Consider the following 21,094-nt stretch of genomic DNA (forward strand, 5'->3'; position numbering starts at 1 on the left):
GAAATCCGTTGAATGACCAAGCAAACGCTTTCCCTTCCACACCTCTTATCTGTAGCACGGCGGAAAAACGTCACAGCGTCAAGTTTTTGATTACAACAGTTACACATCACATTTACACACGACTAACATGTGTCGCATCACAGTCTCAAATAAACCTACTTTCTATAGAGGTATCTATCCAAGATCATAGTGATGTCAGTTCCAACTCATACCAAGAAACGATCATGCGTCTAACCATAACAACAAAACTCTTGATTACCCTACTCTCCGTTTTTGGTTTGGTGTTGCTTGCCTCGACAAGCTACCAATACCTTCAGCAACGTGAGCTATTAAATTCGGTACTCAGTGAGCAGCTCCATGATAAAGCCAGCAACTACTTTGATAGCCTCAATATGATGATGCTGACAGGCACAATGGCTCAAAAAGAAACCTTGCGTCAGAAGGCGTTAGCTCAAGATGGCATTGAACAAGTACGTGTGTTGCGCTCGGATCTCGTCAGCAAGCTCTACGGCCCAGGCAACGACAATCAAAGCCCCGTCGATGACATTGACCAACGAGCGCTCAGCGGCGAATTGGTGATTGAGCCCATTCAAGCAGAATGGGGCTCAGGGATTGTGGTCGCCATGCCAATGAAATCGAGTGAGAACTATCGCGGCACGAACTGCGTGGCCTGTCATATGGCGCCAGAAGGGGAAGTGCTCGGTGCTATCCGCCTTGAGTACAATCTGTCACACGTCAATCAAATGGTCAGCCAGCGTACACTGATCGCCTTAGCGATCATGTCCGCCTTTGGGTTCGTCGGTTTTCTCGTCACTATGGGCATCATCCGCAAAACCATTGTTCAGCCCATCCAAAAGACCTCGCGCTTTATGCAAAGCGTCAGTGATTCCAAAAACCTCACTCAGCGCGTCGTCTCCAATCAAGGTGATGAAATTGGCCAACTGGCCAAAGCCATCAACTCATTTATGGACACAGTGACCAGCAGCCTAAGTCAAGTTCAAGCGACTTCCCATCAGGTGGCTCACTCAGCCAATCAGTTAACGCACGTGGCGCAAATTACCGACGATGCCGCTGGCAACCAGCAGCAAGAGACCGACGAAGTTCAAGCCAATATTGAGCAGATGCAAGCGCAGCAACTCGATGTCGAACAAGCGACAGTGAACGCCTCTGAACTGATCAAGCACACCACCACGATTGCCGAGCACAGTGCTACAAGGGCGCACAACGCCAGTGACGAAATCAAACATCTTGTGACCGACATTGAGAAAGTCAAAGGTAATTTGGTCGATTTGAATCAGCAAACCGTCGAAGTCTCATCGATTTTAGAAGTTATCAAAGGCATCGCAGAGCAAACCAACTTATTGGCGCTGAATGCGGCCATTGAAGCGGCCCGTGCTGGCGAACAAGGACGTGGCTTTGCGGTGGTTGCGGATGAAGTCAGGCAGCTGGCCAGTCGCACCGCAGAGGCGACCGGTAGTATCGAAAAGATCATTGCGGATTTTCAAAGCGATAGCCAAACGTCGCTCGCATCCGTCGATACGGTGTGCGACACCGCCCATCAACGATCAAGTGAGGTGGAGCAGCTGTCCGTCGCCATGTCCGAAGTGGTGTCAGAGATGCAGCAAGCCCTCTCCCACGCCACCAGCATTCAAAGTCAGAGCAGCAATACCTCCCACTTGACGCAAGAAGTTCAGCAGAAAGTCGACGTCATCACTCAACACGCCCGGGCAACCTCGGATTCTGCGGCACAAACACGAGACATTAGTATGAATCTTGAACAGTTATCCGAGCAACTAGAGGATCTTCTTAATCAGTTTTCTCTTTCTCAACCGAAATGAGTGGATATGAACGGTTTTTCGCCAACTTATCGACATTAATGGTTGAAGCATATTAATTGAAAGGTAATATGTGCCATTGAATAGTTAGAATTCTACCCAACCCAATGTTTTGCTCACGCATTGTCCAATGACGGTTTTGCAAACATTGGGTTGAATTTTTACTCAATGGAGAATATTGAAAACATGACTTACGCGCCTGTATCAGACGTTTTGAAAGGTCAGCTAGCGGTAGACAGTGAAGTCACTGTACGAGGCTGGATCCGTTCACGTCGTGATTCCAAAGCTGGAATCTCTTTCCTTGCCATTTATGACGGCTCTTGTTTCGACCCGATTCAGGCCGTGGTCCCTAATAATCTTAATAATTACGACGACGAAGTACTTAAGCTAACCACAGGCTGCTCTGTTGAAGTAACGGGTAAGATTGTTGAGTCTCCTGCGAAAGGCCAAGACTTTGAGCTTGCCGCTACAAACGTTAAAGTGGTCGGCTGGGTCGAAGACGCAGAAACCTACCCTATGGCGAAAACTCGCCACTCTATCGAGTACTTGCGTGAAGTGGCGCACCTACGTCCGCGCACCAACGTAATTGGGGCGGTAGCACGTGTACGTAACTGTCTATCTCAAGCCATTCACCGTTTCTACCACGAGCAAGGCTACTTCTGGGTATCGGCGCCACTGATCACCGCTTCTGATGCAGAAGGTGCTGGTGAAATGTTCCGCGTATCTACGCTAGACTTGGAAAACCTACCTCGCACTGACGAAGGTAAAGTGGACTATAACGAAGACTTCTTCGGTAAAGAGACCTTCCTAACCGTATCTGGCCAGCTTAACGCGGAAGCATACGCCTGTGCACTAAGCAAGGTGTACACCTTTGGTCCGACTTTCCGCGCGGAAAACTCAAACACCAGCCGCCACCTAGCGGAGTTCTGGATGGTTGAGCCTGAAGTGGCCTTTGCCGAGCTAGACGACGTTGCTAAACTGGCGGAAGACATGCTGAAGTACGTCTTTAACGCCGTTCTTGTAGAGTGTCGTGATGACCTTGAGTTCTTCGCACAGCGCATCGACAAAGAGGCCATCACTCGTCTAGAGAAGTTTGTCTCTTCTGACTTCGCACAAGTGGACTACACAGACGCGATCCAGATCCTGCTTGATTCTGGTCGTGAGTTCGAGTTCCCTGTGGAATGGGGTATCGACATGTCTTCTGAGCACGAGCGCTTCCTTGCTGAAGAACACTTCAAAGCACCGGTTATTGTGAAGAACTACCCGAAAGACATCAAAGCATTCTACATGCGCGCGAACGATGACGGTAAAACCGTTGCGGCAATGGACGTACTGGCACCTGGCATCGGCGAAATCATCGGCGGTTCTCAGCGTGAGGAGCGTCTAGACATCCTAGATGCACGTATGCGCGAAGTCGGCATCGATCCTGAGCACATGAGCTGGTACCGCGACCTACGTCGTTACGGCACCGTGCCACATGCAGGCTTTGGTCTAGGCTTCGAGCGTCTCGTCTCTTACGTAACAGGTATGGGCAACGTTCGTGACGTAATCCCATTCCCACGTACACCACGCTCGGCGAACTTCTAAACGTTCGGCCTCTCGATTTAGTACCAAAAACCTCCGTCTCACGCGGAGGTTTTTTTCGCTTTCTCATAAAAATTGCGCCCCGCTTTTCCCCTTCAGGGGAGGACTTAACCCAAGAAAAAGGCGCGTTGATGTTAAAAATTGACCAAATATAACTTTTCTTCATTTTTCCCTGAATTGTCGGTTGTATGGCTGTTAGGAGAAAGGTATAAATAACCAAGTTTATTAACGCCTCCCTTCGACTAACATGGATGACGATTATGTTTGAAAAAGTTGTAGCTGCTCCGGCAGATCCTATTCTTGGACTCACTGAAGAGTTTAAAAAAGATCCACGCGCTGAAAAAATTAACCTTGGCGTCGGTATCTACAAAAATGAACAAGGCGAAACCCCTGTTCTTGCCACGGTAAAAAAAGCGGAAGCTGCACTGGTCGAAACTGAAAAAACCAAGTCATACCTAACGATTGAAGGCACAGCAGAGTACGGTCTTGCCGTACAAAAGTTGCTGTTTGGCGAGCAGTCAGACATTGTCGTGAACAAACTGGCTAAAACAGCGCAAGCCCCTGGTGGTACAGGCGCGCTACGTGTAGCTGGCGAATTCATTAAGCGTCAATTGGGCGATGTGAAGATCTGGATCAGTAACCCTACTTGGGCAAACCACAACGGCGTATTTACCGCCGCAGGCATCGAAACCGCGCAATACAGCTACTACAACGCCGAAACTAAAGACAAAGATTTCGCAGCAATGCTCGCCGAACTTGAAAACGCGTCTGCGGGTGATGTTGTCCTGCTGCACGGCTGCTGCCACAACCCAACTGGTATCGATCCAACGTTGGAAGAGTGGGAAACCCTCGCAAAACTGGTTGCTGAAAAACAACTTCTCCCTCTGTTTGACTTTGCCTACCAAGGTTTTGCTAAAGGCGTGGAAGAAGATGCGGAAGGTCTACGTATTTTCGCTCAATACAACAAAGAAATTTTGGTCGCGAGCTCGTTCTCTAAGAACTTTGGTCTGTACAACGAGCGTGTGGGTGCTTTCACCTTAGTAGCACAAACTGAGCAAATCGCTGAAACTGCGTTTTCTCAAGTCAAAGCCATCATCCGTTCGATCTACTCGAACCCACCTGCACACGGCAGTGCTGTCGTCACGCACATTCTTGGCAACGCCGAGCTTCGTGCCGAGTGGGAAGCGGAAGTGAAAGAGATGCGCGACCGTATTCAAGCGATGCGTGAACTGTTTGTTGCGACCTTGAAAGAGCAAGGCGTCGATGCTGACTTCAGCTTCATTGAACGTCAAAACGGCATGTTCTCTTTCTCTGGCCTAAGTAAAGAGCAAGTCGCGCGCCTAAAAGATGAGTTTGCTATCTACATCGTCGGCTCTGGCCGCATCAGCGTTGCAGGCATGACACGTTCAAACATGCTGCCACTTTGTCAGGGAATCGCTGCCGTACTTTAATTCGGCAGTGATGAACGGATAGACAATAGCCAGCGGACACGCTGGCTATTTTTGTTTGTGGGGTTTATCGGTCAGCTAGTTTGCCAAATGCTCGCGTCTCGATAAGCGATTTATTTTGCGGGACAGTCGCCTAAGCTAGAGCAGAAATCGCAGTGACACGCCCGCTTCGTTAGTTTGCGCGCTACCGGCTTGGCTTGCAGTATCATAATCACTGTCGCGATAAGTGTAAAAGCCGCCCAGAACGAAACGTTGACTAACGCGATAATGCGCACTAATGGAATAGCTCTGCTCGTCAACGATGTTACTGCTCGTCAACTGCGCCTGCCCTTCCAATTTCCAATGTGTCGATAGCGCATATTGAGCACCGATACTTGCGCCCCACACGCCTGCATGATCACTGTAAAATTTATCATCCGTCGCATCATCGGTTTGCGAAGCCCAGAGGTAGCCAAACTTACCCATTGCAAACAGATCAAGTTTGTCACTGGCCGCAATACGATAGCCGACGCCTGGCAGAAGGGTATAAAGGTTAGTGGTGATGTCGTCTGGGTGCAAAAAACGCGCGGAGTAATCGAGCTGAGTGAACCAGTGTTCCCCCACAGCCCAGCGGCCAGCGACGGTGAGATCGGTCACTTTGCTATCGGCGTCAGATTGATCCATTGAGCCAGCACTGAGGTAGGCACCCAAGTAATCATAGTGGTTGTGCCAGTTTGAAGAAGGCACTGATGGTGAAGATTCCGCCCATACACTCATCGGCAAAGCGACAAGGCTAGCGAGAAGAGAAGATGTGAGATGGCGTTTCATTGTTACTACTTACGCTCCATGAAAGTATTCACTCAATATTTTCACTATAGCGCAAATTTCATAATGGCTGCGTGCGCCTGATCTACAAAGTAATAATCAGCTCATCTTGTTGATTAGATTCGATTTTAGCATGCGACTGGCGACATACTCGCTCGATCTGAGACGGCTCCAATTCGTAGGGCATCACCAACTTGAGTTCAGATATCCCTTCAAGCTTGGCGAGTTCCAACAGGATAACAATATTGGATTCATCACTGCGATTTGCCGAGAGTGATTTTAGCGCGTTGTCCCACAGCCTATCCTCAACCGATACCGTCTCTTTGATGGTGTCTTTCCATGCAAGGCTAAAGATCGGGGCAAAAGTGCTCATCGCTTCGAGAAATGTCCACTTTTTACTGCATGAGGCACTTAAGAACGACGTGTAGTCAAATTCTACTCTTGCGCTATTTTGATGTTCCATATCATCCCCCGTACACATGGCAACACGTTCCACTCAATATCAATGATTCGGTTGCATATAGCAATAGGATATAGAAGATTGGTCTTTTATAGCTCTATTTCGTTTAAAACAGCTATATAAAAAGCAATACGGTAACAATTGCTGTACAAGAGCGAGACAAGCTGGATATTGGCTAGAAATATTTTCAGCAGCGAAATTTATCCTAGCGAATATCGACGACTCGACTTGCTTTGCGATATTGAACGCGCCACCCTTGCCACTTTGGCAACTCCCAACGTTTTGGGTCGCCTTTCCTCAATCCCGAGTCATAAATCACCTCAACACATTTTCTTGTCGGGTAGTATTCGACACGCAGGTTTAAATCACCGAGGTAACATTCAAACGGATACGCCTGAGCAAACTCTTCATACTCCCAATACGGAATACCTTCGAACGCGAAGTCGTCTTCACTAAATAGGGCGAGCTCTTCGACACTCGACAGTTCAAGTAACGCCAGCTGTTCTCGGAACCAAGAGTCAAATGTCACCGCTGGCGCCACCTCACCCGCCAACTGTTGGTAGAGTACGTAATGCTTTATCGCTTTGGTCATCTTGTGAGCAAATCCTGGCAACACACGCTGCGAATACACCGCGTCCATGAACGGCGTCATCGCCAGTGCCCCTGTCGCTTCTTCAAGGCGAGTAGCCACGACTCTTCCTGCATACACCAGCTCAAGGGTGACTTGGGTTTGATCACCCTCCACCACTTCACCCTCTCGCCACTCACCAAGATTTAACGTCGCAAAGGTGTCTAACGGCAACGGCAGAATAAACGTTGCCAGATTCAGCGTTTGTTTGACGCCTCGACCCGGTAAGCTGCGCGTATCTAAGACCAGAGCCCCCTGCGTCTGCGCTTTCAGGCGGTGCTGGCGAGGCAGCTGTACCTCCAGTTCACCATTAGCGAATGCATCTGGCCGTTTTAAGCGACGCACAAACGCGAGCTCTGGGTGCAAGCGAGCGATTTCCGCAATCAGCTCGCTGTGTTGATAGCGAGAAGCCACCTCAAGTTGAGGTAATTCAAACAGCTCACGCATTTGCATGGATAACCGCTGAGCTTCGTCAAGAGCAGCGACGTCGACTTCTACTCCGGTATATCGCTTGCCACGCACTAACCCAATGGCCAAGGCGCCATCACAGCCTAGCGGCTCTTGCTGATCCAACTTGCTCAGACGCTCCTCATCCGCAGTCAGTTTGTACAATGAAGCCGGCGTGGCGAGCACTGCGGTCATATCAATCATCGCCTCTTTGAGTGCTTTTTTCGACATACGTGAGACAAGGTCGGCATAGAGCGCGTCAATGGGCAAAGGATAGAGTCGCTTACCGTACTCCGTCGCCACGCCATTCTCATCCAACGCTTGCATCGCACGAAGAAGTGACGCCGCTTGATTCAGCGAACGTTCTGGTAGTGGCTCTAAAAAATCCAACTGTGACAGAGGCTTGCCGCACACCGCCGCCGCTAACATAGCTTCGGTCAGGGCTTCACGCTGCATTTCTGGTGGTGTGTGCTCAATCAGCGCTGCATGCTCACCATACAAACGCACACAGACGCCCTCCATCACGCGCCCTGCTCGCCCCGCTCGCTGCTTGGCACTCGCTTTTGAGATCGCTTTTAAACTCAAGGTCGTTTTACCATTGCGTTGCTCGGTTCTGCGCTCAAGTCCGCTGTCGATGACGAGCCCGATGTTATCAATGGTCAACGACGTTTCCGCCACATTGGTCGCCAGCACGATCTTTTTCTTGGCTTGTACCGTCAAGGCGACATCTCGTTGATGATCAGTAACAGACGCATGCAAGGGCGCAACGATAATCTGCTCTAATTGCGCAAGTCGGCTGGCGCATTGTGCAATCTCTTTACGCCCGGGTAGAAACACCAGAATGTCACCATCGAGATCGCGCATCGCAGCTACCTCCTCGAACACTCGCTCGTCTAACCGACGTCCATCTGGCAACTGTTGCGAGTGAGTAGCACGATGACAAAGGGAGACCTCATACACTCGACCCTCTGCCGATAAACGTTCGGCGCTGAGGTAACGCGCAAGCTTTTCACCATCCAGCGTCGCTGACGTCACCACCAGTTTTTGCGCTCTTGGACGGCGAAGCAAGGCAACCAGTAAATCGGTATCCCAGCGGCGCTCGTGGTATTCATCCACCACAATGTAATCGAAATCGGCCAATTGGTTCTCACTGTACCAACGCAGTGCGACGCCCGGAGTGACAAACACCACTTTTGTCTTGTCGTCGTAGCGGTTGTCTAGCTTAATGGCATAGCCTATCTCTTTACCAAGCTCACTCTCGGTAGTGGTTGAAAGAAACTGCGCTAACGAGGTACAGGCAATGCGCCTTGGCTCGACAACTAGCACTCGACCTAGTTCACTGAGCCACAGAGGCAAACGGGTCGATTTTCCCGATCCAGTTTGCGCTTCCACCACCAAATCCGTGTGCTGGATGCGTTTGAGAAACTCGGTTTTTAAGTGATCAATGGGTAACGATGACATAGTTGATGAGCGCTGATAGTAAAAGGGGTGAGTATAACGAGCATCGAGGTAAAGCCCAACCTCACACCCTCTGTGCGTGCGTTTAATATTCGGTTTACTTTAGGTTTGCGAATCCCTATCATTTTCAGGTTCCTAGTTCCAAAGGTCCATTGGCCAACACCCTACTTATAGGCATGTGATGAATAACGATAAACGCCCACTCTATATCCCTTTTGCAGGGCCAGCACTTCTTAGCACTCCTCTGCTCAACAAAGGCAGTGCGTTCACCGCAGAAGAACGCAGTTCTTTTAACTTAGAAGGTTTACTTCCCGAAACCACGGAAACCATTCAAGAACAGGTTGAACGCGCTTACCAGCAGTACAAAAGCTTCGAAAGTGACATGGATAAGCACATTTACTTGCGCAACATTCAAGACACTAATGAAACGCTCTTCTACCGCTTGGTGCAAAATCATGTCTCAGAGATGATGCCGATCATCTACACCCCAACCGTTGGGGCAGCATGTGAGAATTTTTCCAATATTTACCGTCGCGGACGAGGCTTGTTCGTCTCTTACGCCAATCGAGATCGCATTGATGATATCCTCAACAATGCATCGAACCACAACGTCAAAGTGATCGTGGTGACCGATGGCGAACGTATCCTCGGCTTGGGCGACCAAGGCATTGGCGGCATGGGCATTCCTATTGGTAAATTGGCGCTCTACACCGCATGTGGCGGCATCAGCCCTGCCTACACGCTTCCGATCGTATTGGATGTGGGTACAAACAACCCGCAACGCCTCGCTGACCCTATGTATATGGGCTGGCGTCATCCGCGTATTACTGGTGCTGAGTATGACGCATTTGTTGAAGAATTTATGCAAGCCGTCGCCCGCCGCTGGCCTGACGCGTTGATTCAGTTTGAAGATTTCGCGCAAAAGAACGCAATGCCACTGCTTGAACGATACAAAAACCGCGTGTGTTGCTTTAACGATGACATTCAAGGCACTGCAGCCGTCACTGTGGGCTCGTTGTTGGCCGCGTGTCAGGCAGCTGGTAGCAAACTCTCTGAGCAACGCGTCACCTTCTTAGGCGCAGGTTCGGCTGGCTGCGGCATTGCTGAAGCGATCATCGCGCAAATGGTCTCTGAAGGGATTTCTGATGAGCAAGCGCGCTCTCAGGTCTACATGGTCGACCGTTGGGGCCTACTTCAAGAAGGCATGCCAAATCTACTCGATTTCCAACAGCGTTTGGTACAAAAACACAGCAACACCAAAGCGTGGCAATCTGAAGGGACGGGCTTCTCGCTGCTTGATGTGATGCGCAACGCCAAACCAACTGTGCTGGTCGGCGTTTCAGGCGCGCCAGGGCTGTTCAGTGAAGAAGTGATCAAAGAGATGCACGCGCACTGCCCTCGCCCGATTGTGTTCCCACTGTCGAACCCAACAAGCCGCGTTGAGGCAACCCCAAACGACATCCTTCGCTGGACAAATGGTGAAGCACTGGTTGCAACAGGTAGCCCGTTTGCGCCGGTGGTGTTGGACGGCAAAACCTACCCGATCGCACAGTGCAACAACAGCTATATCTTCCCAGGCATCGGCTTGGGTGTCCTTGCCGTACAAGCTAAGCGAGTGACAGACGAAATGCTGATGGAATCAAGCCGCGCATTGGCGACTTGCTCTCCGCTGGCGATTAATGGTCAAGGTGCGCTGCTGCCACCGCTCGAAGCGATTCATTCTGTATCGAAGAAGATTGCCTTCGCCGTGGGCAAAAAAGCCATTGAACAAGGGGTCGCCCTTGAGATTACTGACGAAGCGCTAGAAGAAGCGATTGATAACAGTTTCTGGCAGCCGGTGTACCGCCGCTACAAGCGCACTGCATTCTAACCCGTCTCAACGCCTCTGCTCAGCAGGGGCGCTTTTATTTATGATGATTGTATTTAACTATCTTGACCCATTGGGTCGCGGGCTTTTGCCCTACCTCAGTGAAATATCCACTGCACTCATCGCCTGTTTGCTCGTCATGGGCGGGGGTGATATTAACGCGCTTTTGAGACGTTGGTTACGCCCTTACCATTTCTTAATCCGCACCGCAGTGTTTATCTTGATTAATGCGTTTGGTTACGGCTTAATCATCGTAAAAGCAACGCCTTACCTCAATATGACACTGAGAAACCTTCAACCTGGGATGATGTTTTCCATCGTGATACTCTGTTTCATCATCATAGGATTATGGGCCCAAAGGAATCGACAAATTTAGTGCGTAAACTGTTTCACCGCCGCTCAACCGCCGAACACACACTGGGGATTATCAAATCACTGGTGAAATGGCTACTATTGGCCACGCTTACGCTCGCCATCACGTTAGTCGCGATTGATCGTTGGGTCTCGATGCAAACTCGCGAGCAGTTGTTTACTAGCGCGGAGCAGATTGACCAATTTGATGTGGCCGTGGTCCTCGGGACGAGCAAATACCTAGGCAAAATACTCAACACATACTACATCAACCGTATTGACGCCGCGATCGCTCTTTATGATCAAGGTAAAGTATCGAACTTTTTGCTCAGCGGTGACAATGCCCACCGTTCGTATAACGAGCCCTGGACAATGAAACGCGATCTTTTGCGCGCTAACGTTCCAGAAAACCACATTTTTCTCGATTACGCCGGTTTTCGAACCCTTGACTCTGTGGTGCGTGCCAAGGAGATTTTCGATACCGATAACTTCTTAATCATCACCCAGAAATTTCACTGTGAACGCGCGCTGTTCATTGCCAACTATCACCAAATCAACGCCCGCTGTTATGCCGTCGCAGGCCCATCGGATCAATCGGGATCTAAGGTGCGTTTAAGAGAAGTGTTTGCGCGGGCAAAAGCGGTGTTGGACCTTTACATCACTAACGCCAAGCCTAAATTTCTTGGCCCCAAAGAGCCAATTATGGCCAGCGCCGAGCCCGTCGAACAACAGGTAGAGAGTGACGACTTCGACGAACCGCTGTTCGAGTATCTAGATGCAGCGGGCAGCGACGCAGAATCAGCGCAATAACGCCACTACTCGCTCAGTTCAACACGATTCCGCCCACTGCGCTTGGCTTTATAGAGCGCTTCATCCGCACGAATCAACATCTCATTGGTGCGCTCTTCGCCCAGTGTTGCCACACCAATACTGGTGGTAAGCGGGTCACCGTGCACCCAAATGTGCGCCTCAACTTTACGTCGTAACCGCTCGCCAAGTTCGTAGGTATCGAGCACATTCATCCCCGGACAGAACACCACAAACTCTTCGCCGCCCCAACGAACCAAACGCTGCTCTGCTTGAAGCGACGTCAGCAGTACCATAGTAAACTCTTTTAAAATGTCATCGCCAATGGCATGGCCATACTCATCATTGACCTGTTTAAAATGGTCAATATCCAAATAGAGAATCGACAACACTTTGCCACCTGACGGCAGATCATCATAATACTCATTGAGCCAATCTCGGATCGCGTGGCGGTTCATCGCGCCGGTAAGGGGATCGCGATGAGCAAGCTCGGCAAATTCGATGTTCTTGGCGCGCAACGATTGGTTCATCGCGTGTAAGTGATGTTGGCGCGCTTTGACTCGTTGAATGGCAAGGCGACTTCGCTTAATTTCGTACATGCTGTAAGACAGCGCTAACCCCACCCAACAGGCCAGCAATAGCGCCATCAAGGTTTCGCCAGAGACATACTCCCCGATGAATTCAATACGCTCAATCACCAGAGTGTAGTCGCCCTCATCCATGCCTGACCCGGTGGCAAACTCAATTCGATTCACATTGGTAAACTCAGGCGCGGCATGTTCAATAGGAATATCCAAATCCGCCAGCCACCACGTCATCACTTGTAAATTGGCTTTGGGTAATGTCATCTCTTGCGCTGAAGCAGGTGGCAGAAACTCAAGCCCGTTGTATTTGTGAGTATACTCATCATCGATGGTTGAATAGGCTGGATTAAAATTGCGCAAATAAAAGCGCATCGGCACACTTTCACCCTCTTGATTTGTGAGTGAAACAGCAAGTTTGATGGTGTGATAATGGGTCAGGTCAAACCCGACATCAGGCTGGCTATCAATATGAATAGAGACGCCGCAATAGGGCCAGCGGTATTTCTCCGAGGGGCGAATTTTGCATTGGAGTACGCTGCGCTGAGACTCTATCGCCAACGATGCTTGAGAGCGTCCGCCTTGGCCTTGATCACTGGTCGGATAAAACGAATACGCATCGGGCGTCACGGCTAACACTCGCCGGTCACCATATCTCCCATACAGCAACACCACCACTAAGGTCAGCACCACAAGGCCAAATACCGTTTTATGGATCGCTTTCAATCTACACCCATAGCTATAACGAAAAGAGTCAATAAAGTATGAGACAGACTCTACCACAATACGACATTATCCTTGACTCAATGTCACACATTCGCCCGAGAATCTCGGCCAATGTCGCGAAAAATGGTGGCAAGAATCCCATCCTGTTTTCTGTTACACTCAGGCCGAACACGTATTTGGCGTAAGCCATGCGGATAAAAAATAAAACAGAGTAATGTCATGTCACTAATCGTAAAAGGCACCCTCAGCAAAATGACGGTATCGCTGGGAGATCAAGTCCAATACTCACTGCCTGTCGGTGAGTCATCTGTCGCACTCAACCCACTCATCGGTCAAACGCTGACCTTAACGCACACTGGAAACATCTTTTGCTGTTCGTGTGGCAAGAAAACCAAAAAAAGTTACTCACAAGGTCACTGCTTTGTCTGTATGAAAAAACTGGCCAGTTGCGATATGTGCATCATGAAGCCAGAGACCTGCCATTATGATCAAGGCACTTGCCGTGAGCCACAATGGGGCGAAGAGAACTGCATGGTCGATCACTATGTGTATCTCTCCAATACCTCTAGCCTCAAGGTGGGTATTACCAGACACACCCAGATCCCAACCCGCTGGATTGATCAAGGGGCCACGCAAGGTTTGCCCATTTTTAAAGTGAAAACTCGCCATATTTCTGGTTTGATTGAAGTGGAATTGGCCAAACACATTGCCGATAAAACCAACTGGCGAACCCTGCTTAAAGAAGACGGTGCCCCAATAGCGCTAGAAGAGAAGTTTGCCGAGCTACTGCCGCTGGTTGAAGAGAAGATCGCCGAGATCAAACAACAATTTGGTGATGATGCGATTGAGGTGCTACCGAGCCAGATAACTCCGATTCACTACCCCGTGACAGAGCACCCGACTAAGATCACCTCGCACAACTTTGACAAAGAACCTGTCGTGAGTGGCGTTCTACAAGGCATCAAAGGTCAATACATGATTTTTGACACAGGTGTGATCAATATTCGTAAATTCACCTCATACGAAGTGGAAGTGAGTGCATAATCACTGCCCCAACCGCATCAGCAGACTTAATGATGAGTGGATCGCATAGTCATTGTTCCCAACGTAAGAATCGTGCCCAACGTACAAAAAGCGCCCTTTGGCGCTTTTTTCGTAAGGATGGTGTGACGATGTGCTATGGATTGAGAATGCGTTTTAGCTCGTCAAAAAACAGATCCACTTCTTGTAGCGTGTTGTAGTGCATAAAACCGACACGCAATACCCCACCACTAGCTTCAAGCCCTAATTGCCTCACCAAACCTAGCGCATAAAAATGGCCGCTCCAGACACAGATGTTGCGCTCACCTAAACGTTTCGCGACCTCTTCTGGCGTAAACTCATCAAAGGTTAAGGCAAAGGTCGGCGTGCGCAGCTCACTGCTCTCATGAGTCCGCCCCCACAAGGTGACACCTTGTAGCTCATCCAAACGAGAGAGAAAACGCTCGTTGATCGCCGTTTCATGCTGATTGTATTGACGAAATGAAGCCACCAATTTGTCACGTAACGAATCGCCTTGCTCACCCCACTGAGCAAGATAGTGCACCGCGGCAATCAGCCCAGCCAAGCCTTCAAAGTTTTGCGTACCCGTCTCAAAGCGGCCGGGGCCTAAGTCTGTTGCGGGCTCCACCTTGTAAGGCGTGAGTGCCTGCAACCATTTTGGCGCCACATACGCTATGCCGACATGAGGACCAAAAAACTTATAGGCGGAACAGGCAAGAAAGTCACAACCGAGTGCCATCACATCCACCAAGTGATGCGGCGTGTAATGCACTGCGTCAACGTACACCATTGCGCCTACTTGTTGCGCTGCCTCAACGACACGTTTGACATCCACAATAGAACCGGTGGTGTTCGACGCCAAAGTCAGCGCCACCAGTTTAGTTTGCGGTGAAAGTAACGTGAGCAGATGGTCAATATCTAAGCTGCAATCATCTTGATTGACGCGTGCTTGATGAACCACCGCGCCTTTGTCTTGCGCCGCTTGTTGCCAGCTAGAGACGTTCGAATAGTGATCCAGCGCTGACACAATCACTTCATCACCGATTTGCCAGTCACGGCTGATGGCGCGGCTGAGCTGAAAAGTGAGCGAGGTCATGTTAGGCCCAAAGACAATATTGTCAGCCGAAGGCGCGTTGAGTAGCGCAGCGGCGGCCTCCCTCGCTTTGGCCATCAACGAGGTCGTGTGCTGACTGGAGAAATAGTGTCCACCCAAATTGGCGTTGTATTGACCAAGGTAACCCTGCATCGCTTCCAGCACCGAAAATGGCACTTGTGAGCCGCCCGGACCATCGAGAAAGATGACTGGCAATTGGTTGTGGATCTGATTTAGGGCACCAAATTGTGAGCGGACTAAATTAGGAGTGAAGTTCATTTACCGCATCCTTTGCCGTCAACACAAACACATCCATATGCCCTTCTTCTCCTTCTATCACGGTGCGAATCGGCGTCGCATTGTGCCAAAGTTTGTTGTCAGCCAGCATAGCTACTTCACCGCTTTGTAAGGTTTTTCTAAAAAACGGCGCTTCATTGAAGCTGTTGTAGAGCATGATGTCGCCCCCTTCGATATTGTGGCGGCCCATCCCGACCATCGCAATATGATCGAAGCCATCTTGGTGGACGCCCTCTGGCGCCACTTGGGTTTCGTCGTAAACCGCAGAAATACGGATTTGATGAATTTCGATCTCCTGACCATTGGCCAAACCGTTCGATTCGACAAACACCTCACAGATCTCTCTCATGCCGTCACTTTGCAAGGTCGAGGCTTCAATGGGTTCGAATTGACGCACTACATCCCCTTGAAAACGGTTGATATCGTTGGTTTGCATAAACTCATGCTTATCCAGATCGATCACTTGTCCATCACGAAAAGCCACCACGGAGTAGCGGCGCAGACGATACTGACCATCGGCGTGCTCAGTGTGCGGAAGATGGGAAAAGGAAGGCGCAAGTTGTTGAATCGCCTCCTCACTAAGCTGAGTTAATTGTAGGGTTGTTTCATGATTATGTAGCATCATCGACTCCTTAATGAAGATACACTGCAATTTTTATAACATATATTTTACATTTATCATTTGCGCACATATTCCGTTAAATCAACTTTATTTGGCATTTACATCCAACAATATTAACAATACAAAATGTTTATCCAATTAATTATTAATAGTTAGTGAAGTAAACCATTTGATAACAAAGGAAGATGAGAAAACCAGCACGGTTCACTAGTCAAATTGAAGAGGATGCTTGTAATCAAAGAGTTAGTGGCTGTTTTTGCGCCCACACTCCACCCTTGTTGATCTAATCTATAACCATTTATTCCAGTGACAGACCTTGTTAACGCCGTGCTTAGACCCATATAATCGAGAAGTTAAAAATCAATAAGCGTCACCGCGATGGAGCACAAATGAGCGACGTAAAACACTGTAAATTACTCATTCTCGGTTCTGGCCCTGCTGGCTACACGGCAGCGGTTTACGCCGCACGAGCCAACCTTAACCCAGTACTGGTTACCGGCATGCAGCAAGGGGGTCAGTTGACCACCACAACGGAAGTGGAAAACTGGCCTGGCGATCCTGAAGGTCTCACCGGACCCGGTTTAATGGAGCGAATGAAAGAGCACGCAGAACGCTTTGAGACCGAGATTGTATTTGATCACATCAATGAAGTGGATTTCAGTCAGCGCCCATTTACGCTCAAAGGCGACAGCCGTCACTACACCTGTGATGCTCTTATTATCTCTACTGGCGCTTCGGCAAAATACCTTGGTCTGGAGTCAGAAGAAGCGTTTAAAGGGCGCGGTGTTTCCGCCTGTGCGACCTGTGACGGTTTCTTCTATCGTAACCAGAAAGTCGCCGTCGTGGGCGGTGGTAACACCGCGGTTGAAGAAGCGCTGTACCTATCCAACATCGCCTCTGAAGTGCATTTGATTCACCGCCGCGATACGTTCCGAGCGGAAAAGATCCTCATCAAACGCTTGATGGATAAAGTGGCAAGCGGCCATATTGTTCTGCACACCGACCGTACTCTTGACGAAGTCGTTGGCGATGACATGGGCGTAACAGGCGTACGTATCAAGGACACCCAATCCGATGCGGTTGAGCAAATCGACGTAATGGGGGCATTTATCGCTATCGGTCACCAACCCAATACCGCCATTTTCGCTGATCAGCTTGAAATGAAAGATGGCTACATCGTGGTGAAATCGGGTCTAGAGGGGAACGCAACCCAAACTAGCATCCCTGGCATTTTTGCAGCAGGTGATGTGATGGATCACAATTACCGTCAAGCCATCACCTCTGCGGGAACGGGCTGTATGGCAGCGTTAGATGCAGAGCGCTACCTGGATGGACTCGCGGATACGCAATCAGCCTAACGGCCAATCGCTTGTGGCGCTTTTTGGCGCTTATCTCAAATCCCTAAAACCTCGCGGTATTCCCGCGAGGTTTTCTTTTGTATAATGCGCGGCTTAAATCAAAATAATAATTCTCATTAAGCCTTTACCATGGATAAAAAGAAACAGCGTAGCTTGAATCAATGGCTAAAGCAGCAAAGTCGCCAAGCCAAGCGCTGGTTGATGATTGCCGTTGGCCTTGGTGTGCTCTCAAGCGTATTTTTGCTGATTGGTGCATCACTCCTCGCTCACATATTGCATGCTCTTATTATCGAACACGTCGATAAAACCGAACTTATGCCCCATTTCGCAGGGCTCGCCGCCACTGTCGTTGTGCGTGCGCTGTGCGCTTGGGGACGAGAGATCGCCGGCTTTCGCTGCGGAGAACAGATTCGCGTTTATATTCGTCAATTGATTCTCGACAAGCTCGACGAACTCGGCCCTGCGTATATCAAAGGAAAGCCTGCTGGGGCGTGGGCAACGCTGTTACTGGAACAAGTCGAAGATATGCACGACTTTTTCGCCCGCTACTTACCGCAAATGGCCCTTTCCGTGTTGATACCGCTTGTTATCTTAGTAGTGGTCTTCCCTGTCAACTGGGCAGCCGGGCTGATATTTCTGATCACCGCCCCCCTTGTGCCTCTGTTTATGGCCTTAGTGGGCATCAAAGCGGCGGATGCCAGCCGCAAAAACTTCAAGGCGCTGCAACGTCTGTCTGGCCATTTTTATGACCGCTTACAATCGATGACCACCATTCGACTGTTTGACCGCACGCGCGCAGAAACCGACACGCTGCGCGGCGCATCTGAAGTGTTTCGTACCCGCACGATGGACGTGTTGAAAATTGCGTTTCTATCCTCGGCTGTATTGGAGTTTTTCACCTCTATCTCTATCGCCCTCACTGCGGTGTATTTCGGCTTCGCGTTTATTGGTGAGCTCAATTTCGGTGACTACGGCGCGGGCGTCACCCTATTTTCTGGCCTATTTGTGTTAATTCTCGCTCCGGAGTTTTACCAACCGCTGCGTGACCTAGGGACCTTTTATCATGGCAAACAGCAAGCCGTTGGCGCTGCAGAAAGCATCGTGGCATTTCTTAATACCGATGTCACTTCGGTAAAATCAGGCGATCGCAAGCTGACTGAACCAGCCAAGATAACCATTAAGGCCACTGAGTTAAGCGTTTATTCTCCGCAAGGTACAGCGCTGCTCGGCCCTGTCAGTTTCGAACTAAAAGCAGGGGAAACCTGCGCACTCGTCGGCCCAAGCGGTGCGGGGAAAACAAGCCTGATTAACGCCCTACTCGGCTTCCTTCCTTACCAAGGCAGTTTAACCATTAATGGCGTTGAGCGCAGTGAGTTGGATTTGGCGCACTGGCGCGATCAGATCAGTTGGGTAGGACAAAACCCACTGCTACTGCACGGCAGCATTTATGACAATCTCACGCTTGGGGTCAACAAGCCGAGTCAACAAGCGCTGGATAGCGCGCTTGATGAATCTTTCAGCCGCGAATTTGTCGAACATCACGGGTTAGAGTATGTCGTGACAGACCGAAGCGGTGGCTTGTCCGTCGGTCAAGCGCAGCGCTTAGCCCTCGCGCGAGCCATGATTCAAGACGGTGCATTTTGGCTCCTCGATGAGCCAACCGCCAGCTTAGATGCACGAAGCGAGCGTCTTGTTATGCAAGGTCTGGATGCGAAAATCAAAGACAAAACCTGTTTGATGGTCACTCACCAACTCACGCCCTTAAAGAATGTGGATCAGATTTTAGTGATGGACAAAGGTCAGTTGATTCAATGTGGGGACTTCGCCAGCTTAGCCCATCAACCAGGACGCTTTGCGCAGATGTTGGACGCCAGTATGTCTATGACAAACACCGATAAGGGGAATCTGGATGCGTGAATTAGCCCCCTACCTCAAATTGTATAAAAAGCATTGGTTTGGCTTGTCGCTCGGTATGCTACTGGCACTGCTTACTCTGTTTGCCTCCATCGGCCTATTAACACTGTCCGGTTGGTTTTTGTCTGCCGCCGCCGTGGCCGGATTGACTATTGCACGGGAAACCTTCAACTACATGTTACCCGGGGCGTTTGTGCGTGGATTTGCCATGGGACGCACCGCAGGACGCTGGGGTGAGCGCGTGGTCAGCCACAACGCCACCTTTAAGCTGCTCACTGATCTGCGTATTTTCTTCTTCAGCAAACTCGCACCGCTCATTCCGGGCCGAGTGTCAAACTTGCGCGATGCCGATCTGCTCAACCGCCTAGTGTCTGATATTGATGCGATGGATCACGTTTACCTACGTTTGGTTAGCCCAATGATCGTTGGTACCCTCGGTATCCTTGGTCTCACTGCGCTGGTCGCTTGGTTTGATCAGCAGTTAGGCTTAACGCTGGGCGCCATTCTATTGGTGGTCTTGTTCACCTGGCCTGTTTTGTTCTATAAGTTAGGCAAACGCAATGGCCGCGAGTTGACACAACATAAAGCGGATCTTCGCATTACTACGCTCGACTGGCTGCAAGGCTACAGCGAACTGACGTTATTTGGCGCCAATCGGCGCTACCGAGACGCGATCCTCAACGCCCAATACAAACTGCTTGCCAATCAGCGCCTCAACGCTCATGTTTCCGGGTTAGCGCAAGCGCTGTTACTGCTGGTCAATGGCTGGACGTTAGTCTTAATGCTGTGGTTGGCGGCGGATGGCGTGGGCGGCTTGTCGCCTGATCCTAAAATTGCGTTGGTGGTCTTTGCCACCATGGCCAGTGTTGAGCTTCTAATGCCAATTGCCGCGGCTTTCCAGCATTTAGGCCAAACGCTCACTTCAGCAAGACGTCTCAATGACATTATTTTGTCTACGCCGGATGTGGTCTTTCCTGACCAAGAGGTGGCTCATGACGGCGAGTTTTCCATCGAGTATGAGCAGGTCTGCTTCTCTTATCCTGATAGCCATCAGAGGGTGCTTAAAGACGTTACCCTTGCCATACCTTCTCAACATCGTGTCGCCATTGTCGGCCAAACCGGCAGTGGTAAATCGACCTTGATTCAGTTACTCAACCGCTACTGGGATGTCAATCAAGGTGAGATACGCCTCGCTGGGCGCCCAATAGCGGCGTGGAGTGAATCACAGCTGCGAGCTGCTATTAGTGTGGTCAGCCAACGGGTCGACATACTGAACGGCTCTCTGCGTGATAACTTATTGATGGCGAAGCCAGAGGCCGATGATGCCGAGCTCAGCGCGACACTGGATAAAGTTGGCCTTGCTGCACTGCTCGACATTCAAGGATTAGATATTTGGCTTGGGGACGGGGGCAGACAACTCTCCGGCGGCGAAAAGCGTCGTATCGGGATTGCCCGCGCGCTGCTGCATGATGCGCCGATTCTGCTGCTTGATGAACCAACGGAAGGGCTAGACAAACAAACTGAACAACAGATCATGACGTTGTTTGAGCAGCACTTTGTCGGCAAAACCGTCCTGTTTATCACCCACAGACTGGTTCATTTAGATAAGATGGACGCCATTTGTCTGGTCGAGCAAGGTCAAGTGGTCGAATATGGAAGCCACGCCTCATTGCTCGAACAACAAGGTCGTTATTATCAGTTGACTCAAACGCTCTAAACCATCAGTCACAACGGCAGCACAAGCTGCCGTTGTGTTTTAGATGTTCTGCGAAG

General features: G+C 50.0%; 16 protein-coding genes. 10 read left to right on the plus strand and 6 right to left on the minus strand.

Annotated elements, in window-relative coordinates:
* The first annotated feature begins 224 nt into the window (after positions 1–224).
* From AC6R10_RS05605 to AC6R10_RS05615, 3 genes are all read left to right on the plus strand, one after another.
* Entirely contained in the window at positions 225–1,838 is a 1,614-nt protein-coding gene (locus AC6R10_RS05605; protein ID WP_500671717.1) for a methyl-accepting chemotaxis protein, read from the plus strand.
* Positions 1,839–2,021: 183 nt separating this feature from the next.
* The gene (gene asnS, locus AC6R10_RS05610; RefSeq protein ID WP_500671718.1) at positions 2,022–3,422 is read left to right on the plus strand and encodes an asparagine--tRNA ligase; all 1,401 of its coding nucleotides are present in this window, start codon (positions 2,022–2,024) and stop codon (positions 3,420–3,422) included.
* A 257-nt stretch (positions 3,423–3,679) separates the two neighbouring features.
* On the plus strand, positions 3,680–4,870 hold the full coding sequence (locus AC6R10_RS05615) for an amino acid aminotransferase (RefSeq protein WP_500671719.1): 1,191 nt from the start codon (positions 3,680–3,682) through the stop codon (positions 4,868–4,870).
* Between the two features lie 135 nt (positions 4,871–5,005).
* Here the strand turns inward: AC6R10_RS05615 and AC6R10_RS05620 are convergent, their stop codons facing one another.
* From AC6R10_RS05620 to AC6R10_RS05630, 3 genes are all read right to left on the minus strand, one after another.
* Positions 5,006–5,674, minus strand: a complete 669-nt coding sequence (locus AC6R10_RS05620; protein ID WP_500671720.1) for an outer membrane beta-barrel protein — start codon at positions 5,672–5,674, stop codon at positions 5,006–5,008.
* Between the two features lie 82 nt (positions 5,675–5,756).
* The gene (locus AC6R10_RS05625; protein ID WP_334552424.1) at positions 5,757–6,134 is read right to left on the minus strand and encodes a transporter; all 378 of its coding nucleotides are present in this window, start codon (positions 6,132–6,134) and stop codon (positions 5,757–5,759) included.
* Positions 6,135–6,336: 202 nt separating this feature from the next.
* Complete coding sequence (locus tag AC6R10_RS05630; RefSeq protein ID WP_500671721.1) at positions 6,337–8,667, minus strand: DEAD/DEAH box helicase; 2,331 nt, start codon at positions 8,665–8,667, stop codon at positions 6,337–6,339.
* Positions 8,668–8,845: 178 nt separating this feature from the next.
* Here AC6R10_RS05630 and AC6R10_RS05635 point away from each other — a divergent pair, with 178 nt between their 5' ends.
* From AC6R10_RS05635 to AC6R10_RS05645, 3 genes are read left to right on the plus strand one after another with little or no spacing between them, the layout of a single operon-like run.
* Positions 8,846–10,534: an NAD-dependent malic enzyme gene (locus tag AC6R10_RS05635; RefSeq protein WP_334552426.1), complete on the plus strand. Its 1,689-nt coding sequence runs from the start codon at positions 8,846–8,848 to the stop codon at positions 10,532–10,534.
* 43 nt (positions 10,535–10,577) lie between these two features.
* Positions 10,578–10,907 (plus strand): DUF3392 domain-containing protein, encoded by a 330-nt coding sequence (locus AC6R10_RS05640; RefSeq protein WP_334552775.1) that lies wholly within the window; start codon positions 10,578–10,580, stop codon positions 10,905–10,907.
* Positions 10,880–11,692, plus strand: coding sequence for a SanA/YdcF family protein (locus AC6R10_RS05645; protein WP_500671722.1), 813 nt, complete (start codon positions 10,880–10,882; stop codon positions 11,690–11,692). Before AC6R10_RS05640 ends, AC6R10_RS05645 begins: the two co-directional genes overlap by 28 nt.
* A gap of 5 nt (positions 11,693–11,697) precedes the next feature.
* Here the strand turns inward: AC6R10_RS05645 and AC6R10_RS05650 are convergent, their stop codons facing one another.
* Positions 11,698–12,996: a GGDEF domain-containing protein gene (locus AC6R10_RS05650; RefSeq protein WP_500671723.1), complete on the minus strand. Its 1,299-nt coding sequence runs from the start codon at positions 12,994–12,996 to the stop codon at positions 11,698–11,700.
* A 219-nt stretch (positions 12,997–13,215) separates the two neighbouring features.
* Here AC6R10_RS05650 and AC6R10_RS05655 point away from each other — a divergent pair, with 219 nt between their 5' ends.
* The gene (locus tag AC6R10_RS05655) at positions 13,216–14,040 is read left to right on the plus strand and encodes a DUF2797 domain-containing protein (protein ID WP_500671724.1); all 825 of its coding nucleotides are present in this window, start codon (positions 13,216–13,218) and stop codon (positions 14,038–14,040) included.
* 133 nt (positions 14,041–14,173) lie between these two features.
* Here the strand turns inward: AC6R10_RS05655 and AC6R10_RS05660 are convergent, their stop codons facing one another.
* Together AC6R10_RS05660 and AC6R10_RS05665 are read right to left on the minus strand one after the other, a co-directional pair.
* Entirely contained in the window at positions 14,174–15,409 is a 1,236-nt protein-coding gene (locus tag AC6R10_RS05660; RefSeq protein WP_500671725.1) for a cysteine desulfurase-like protein, read from the minus strand.
* Positions 15,393–16,052 (minus strand): 2OG-Fe dioxygenase family protein, encoded by a 660-nt coding sequence (locus tag AC6R10_RS05665; protein WP_500671726.1) that lies wholly within the window; start codon positions 16,050–16,052, stop codon positions 15,393–15,395. Before AC6R10_RS05665 ends, AC6R10_RS05660 begins: the two co-directional genes overlap by 17 nt.
* 386 nt (positions 16,053–16,438) lie before the next feature.
* Here AC6R10_RS05665 and trxB point away from each other — a divergent pair, with 386 nt between their 5' ends.
* From trxB to cydC, 3 genes are all read left to right on the plus strand, one after another.
* Entirely contained in the window at positions 16,439–17,407 is a 969-nt protein-coding gene (gene trxB, locus AC6R10_RS05670; protein WP_487901195.1) for a thioredoxin-disulfide reductase, read from the plus strand.
* A gap of 129 nt (positions 17,408–17,536) precedes the next feature.
* On the plus strand, positions 17,537–19,324 hold the full coding sequence (gene cydD / locus AC6R10_RS05675) for a heme ABC transporter permease/ATP-binding protein CydD (protein WP_500671727.1): 1,788 nt from the start codon (positions 17,537–17,539) through the stop codon (positions 19,322–19,324).
* Complete coding sequence (gene cydC / locus AC6R10_RS05680; protein WP_500671728.1) at positions 19,317–21,038, plus strand: heme ABC transporter ATP-binding protein/permease CydC; 1,722 nt, start codon at positions 19,317–19,319, stop codon at positions 21,036–21,038. The genes cydD and cydC overlap by 8 nt, the downstream gene beginning before the upstream one ends.
* Positions 21,039–21,094: the final 56 nt, after the last annotated feature.

This window comes from Vibrio sp. R12-SG2-ISO1 (assembly GCF_059834045.1).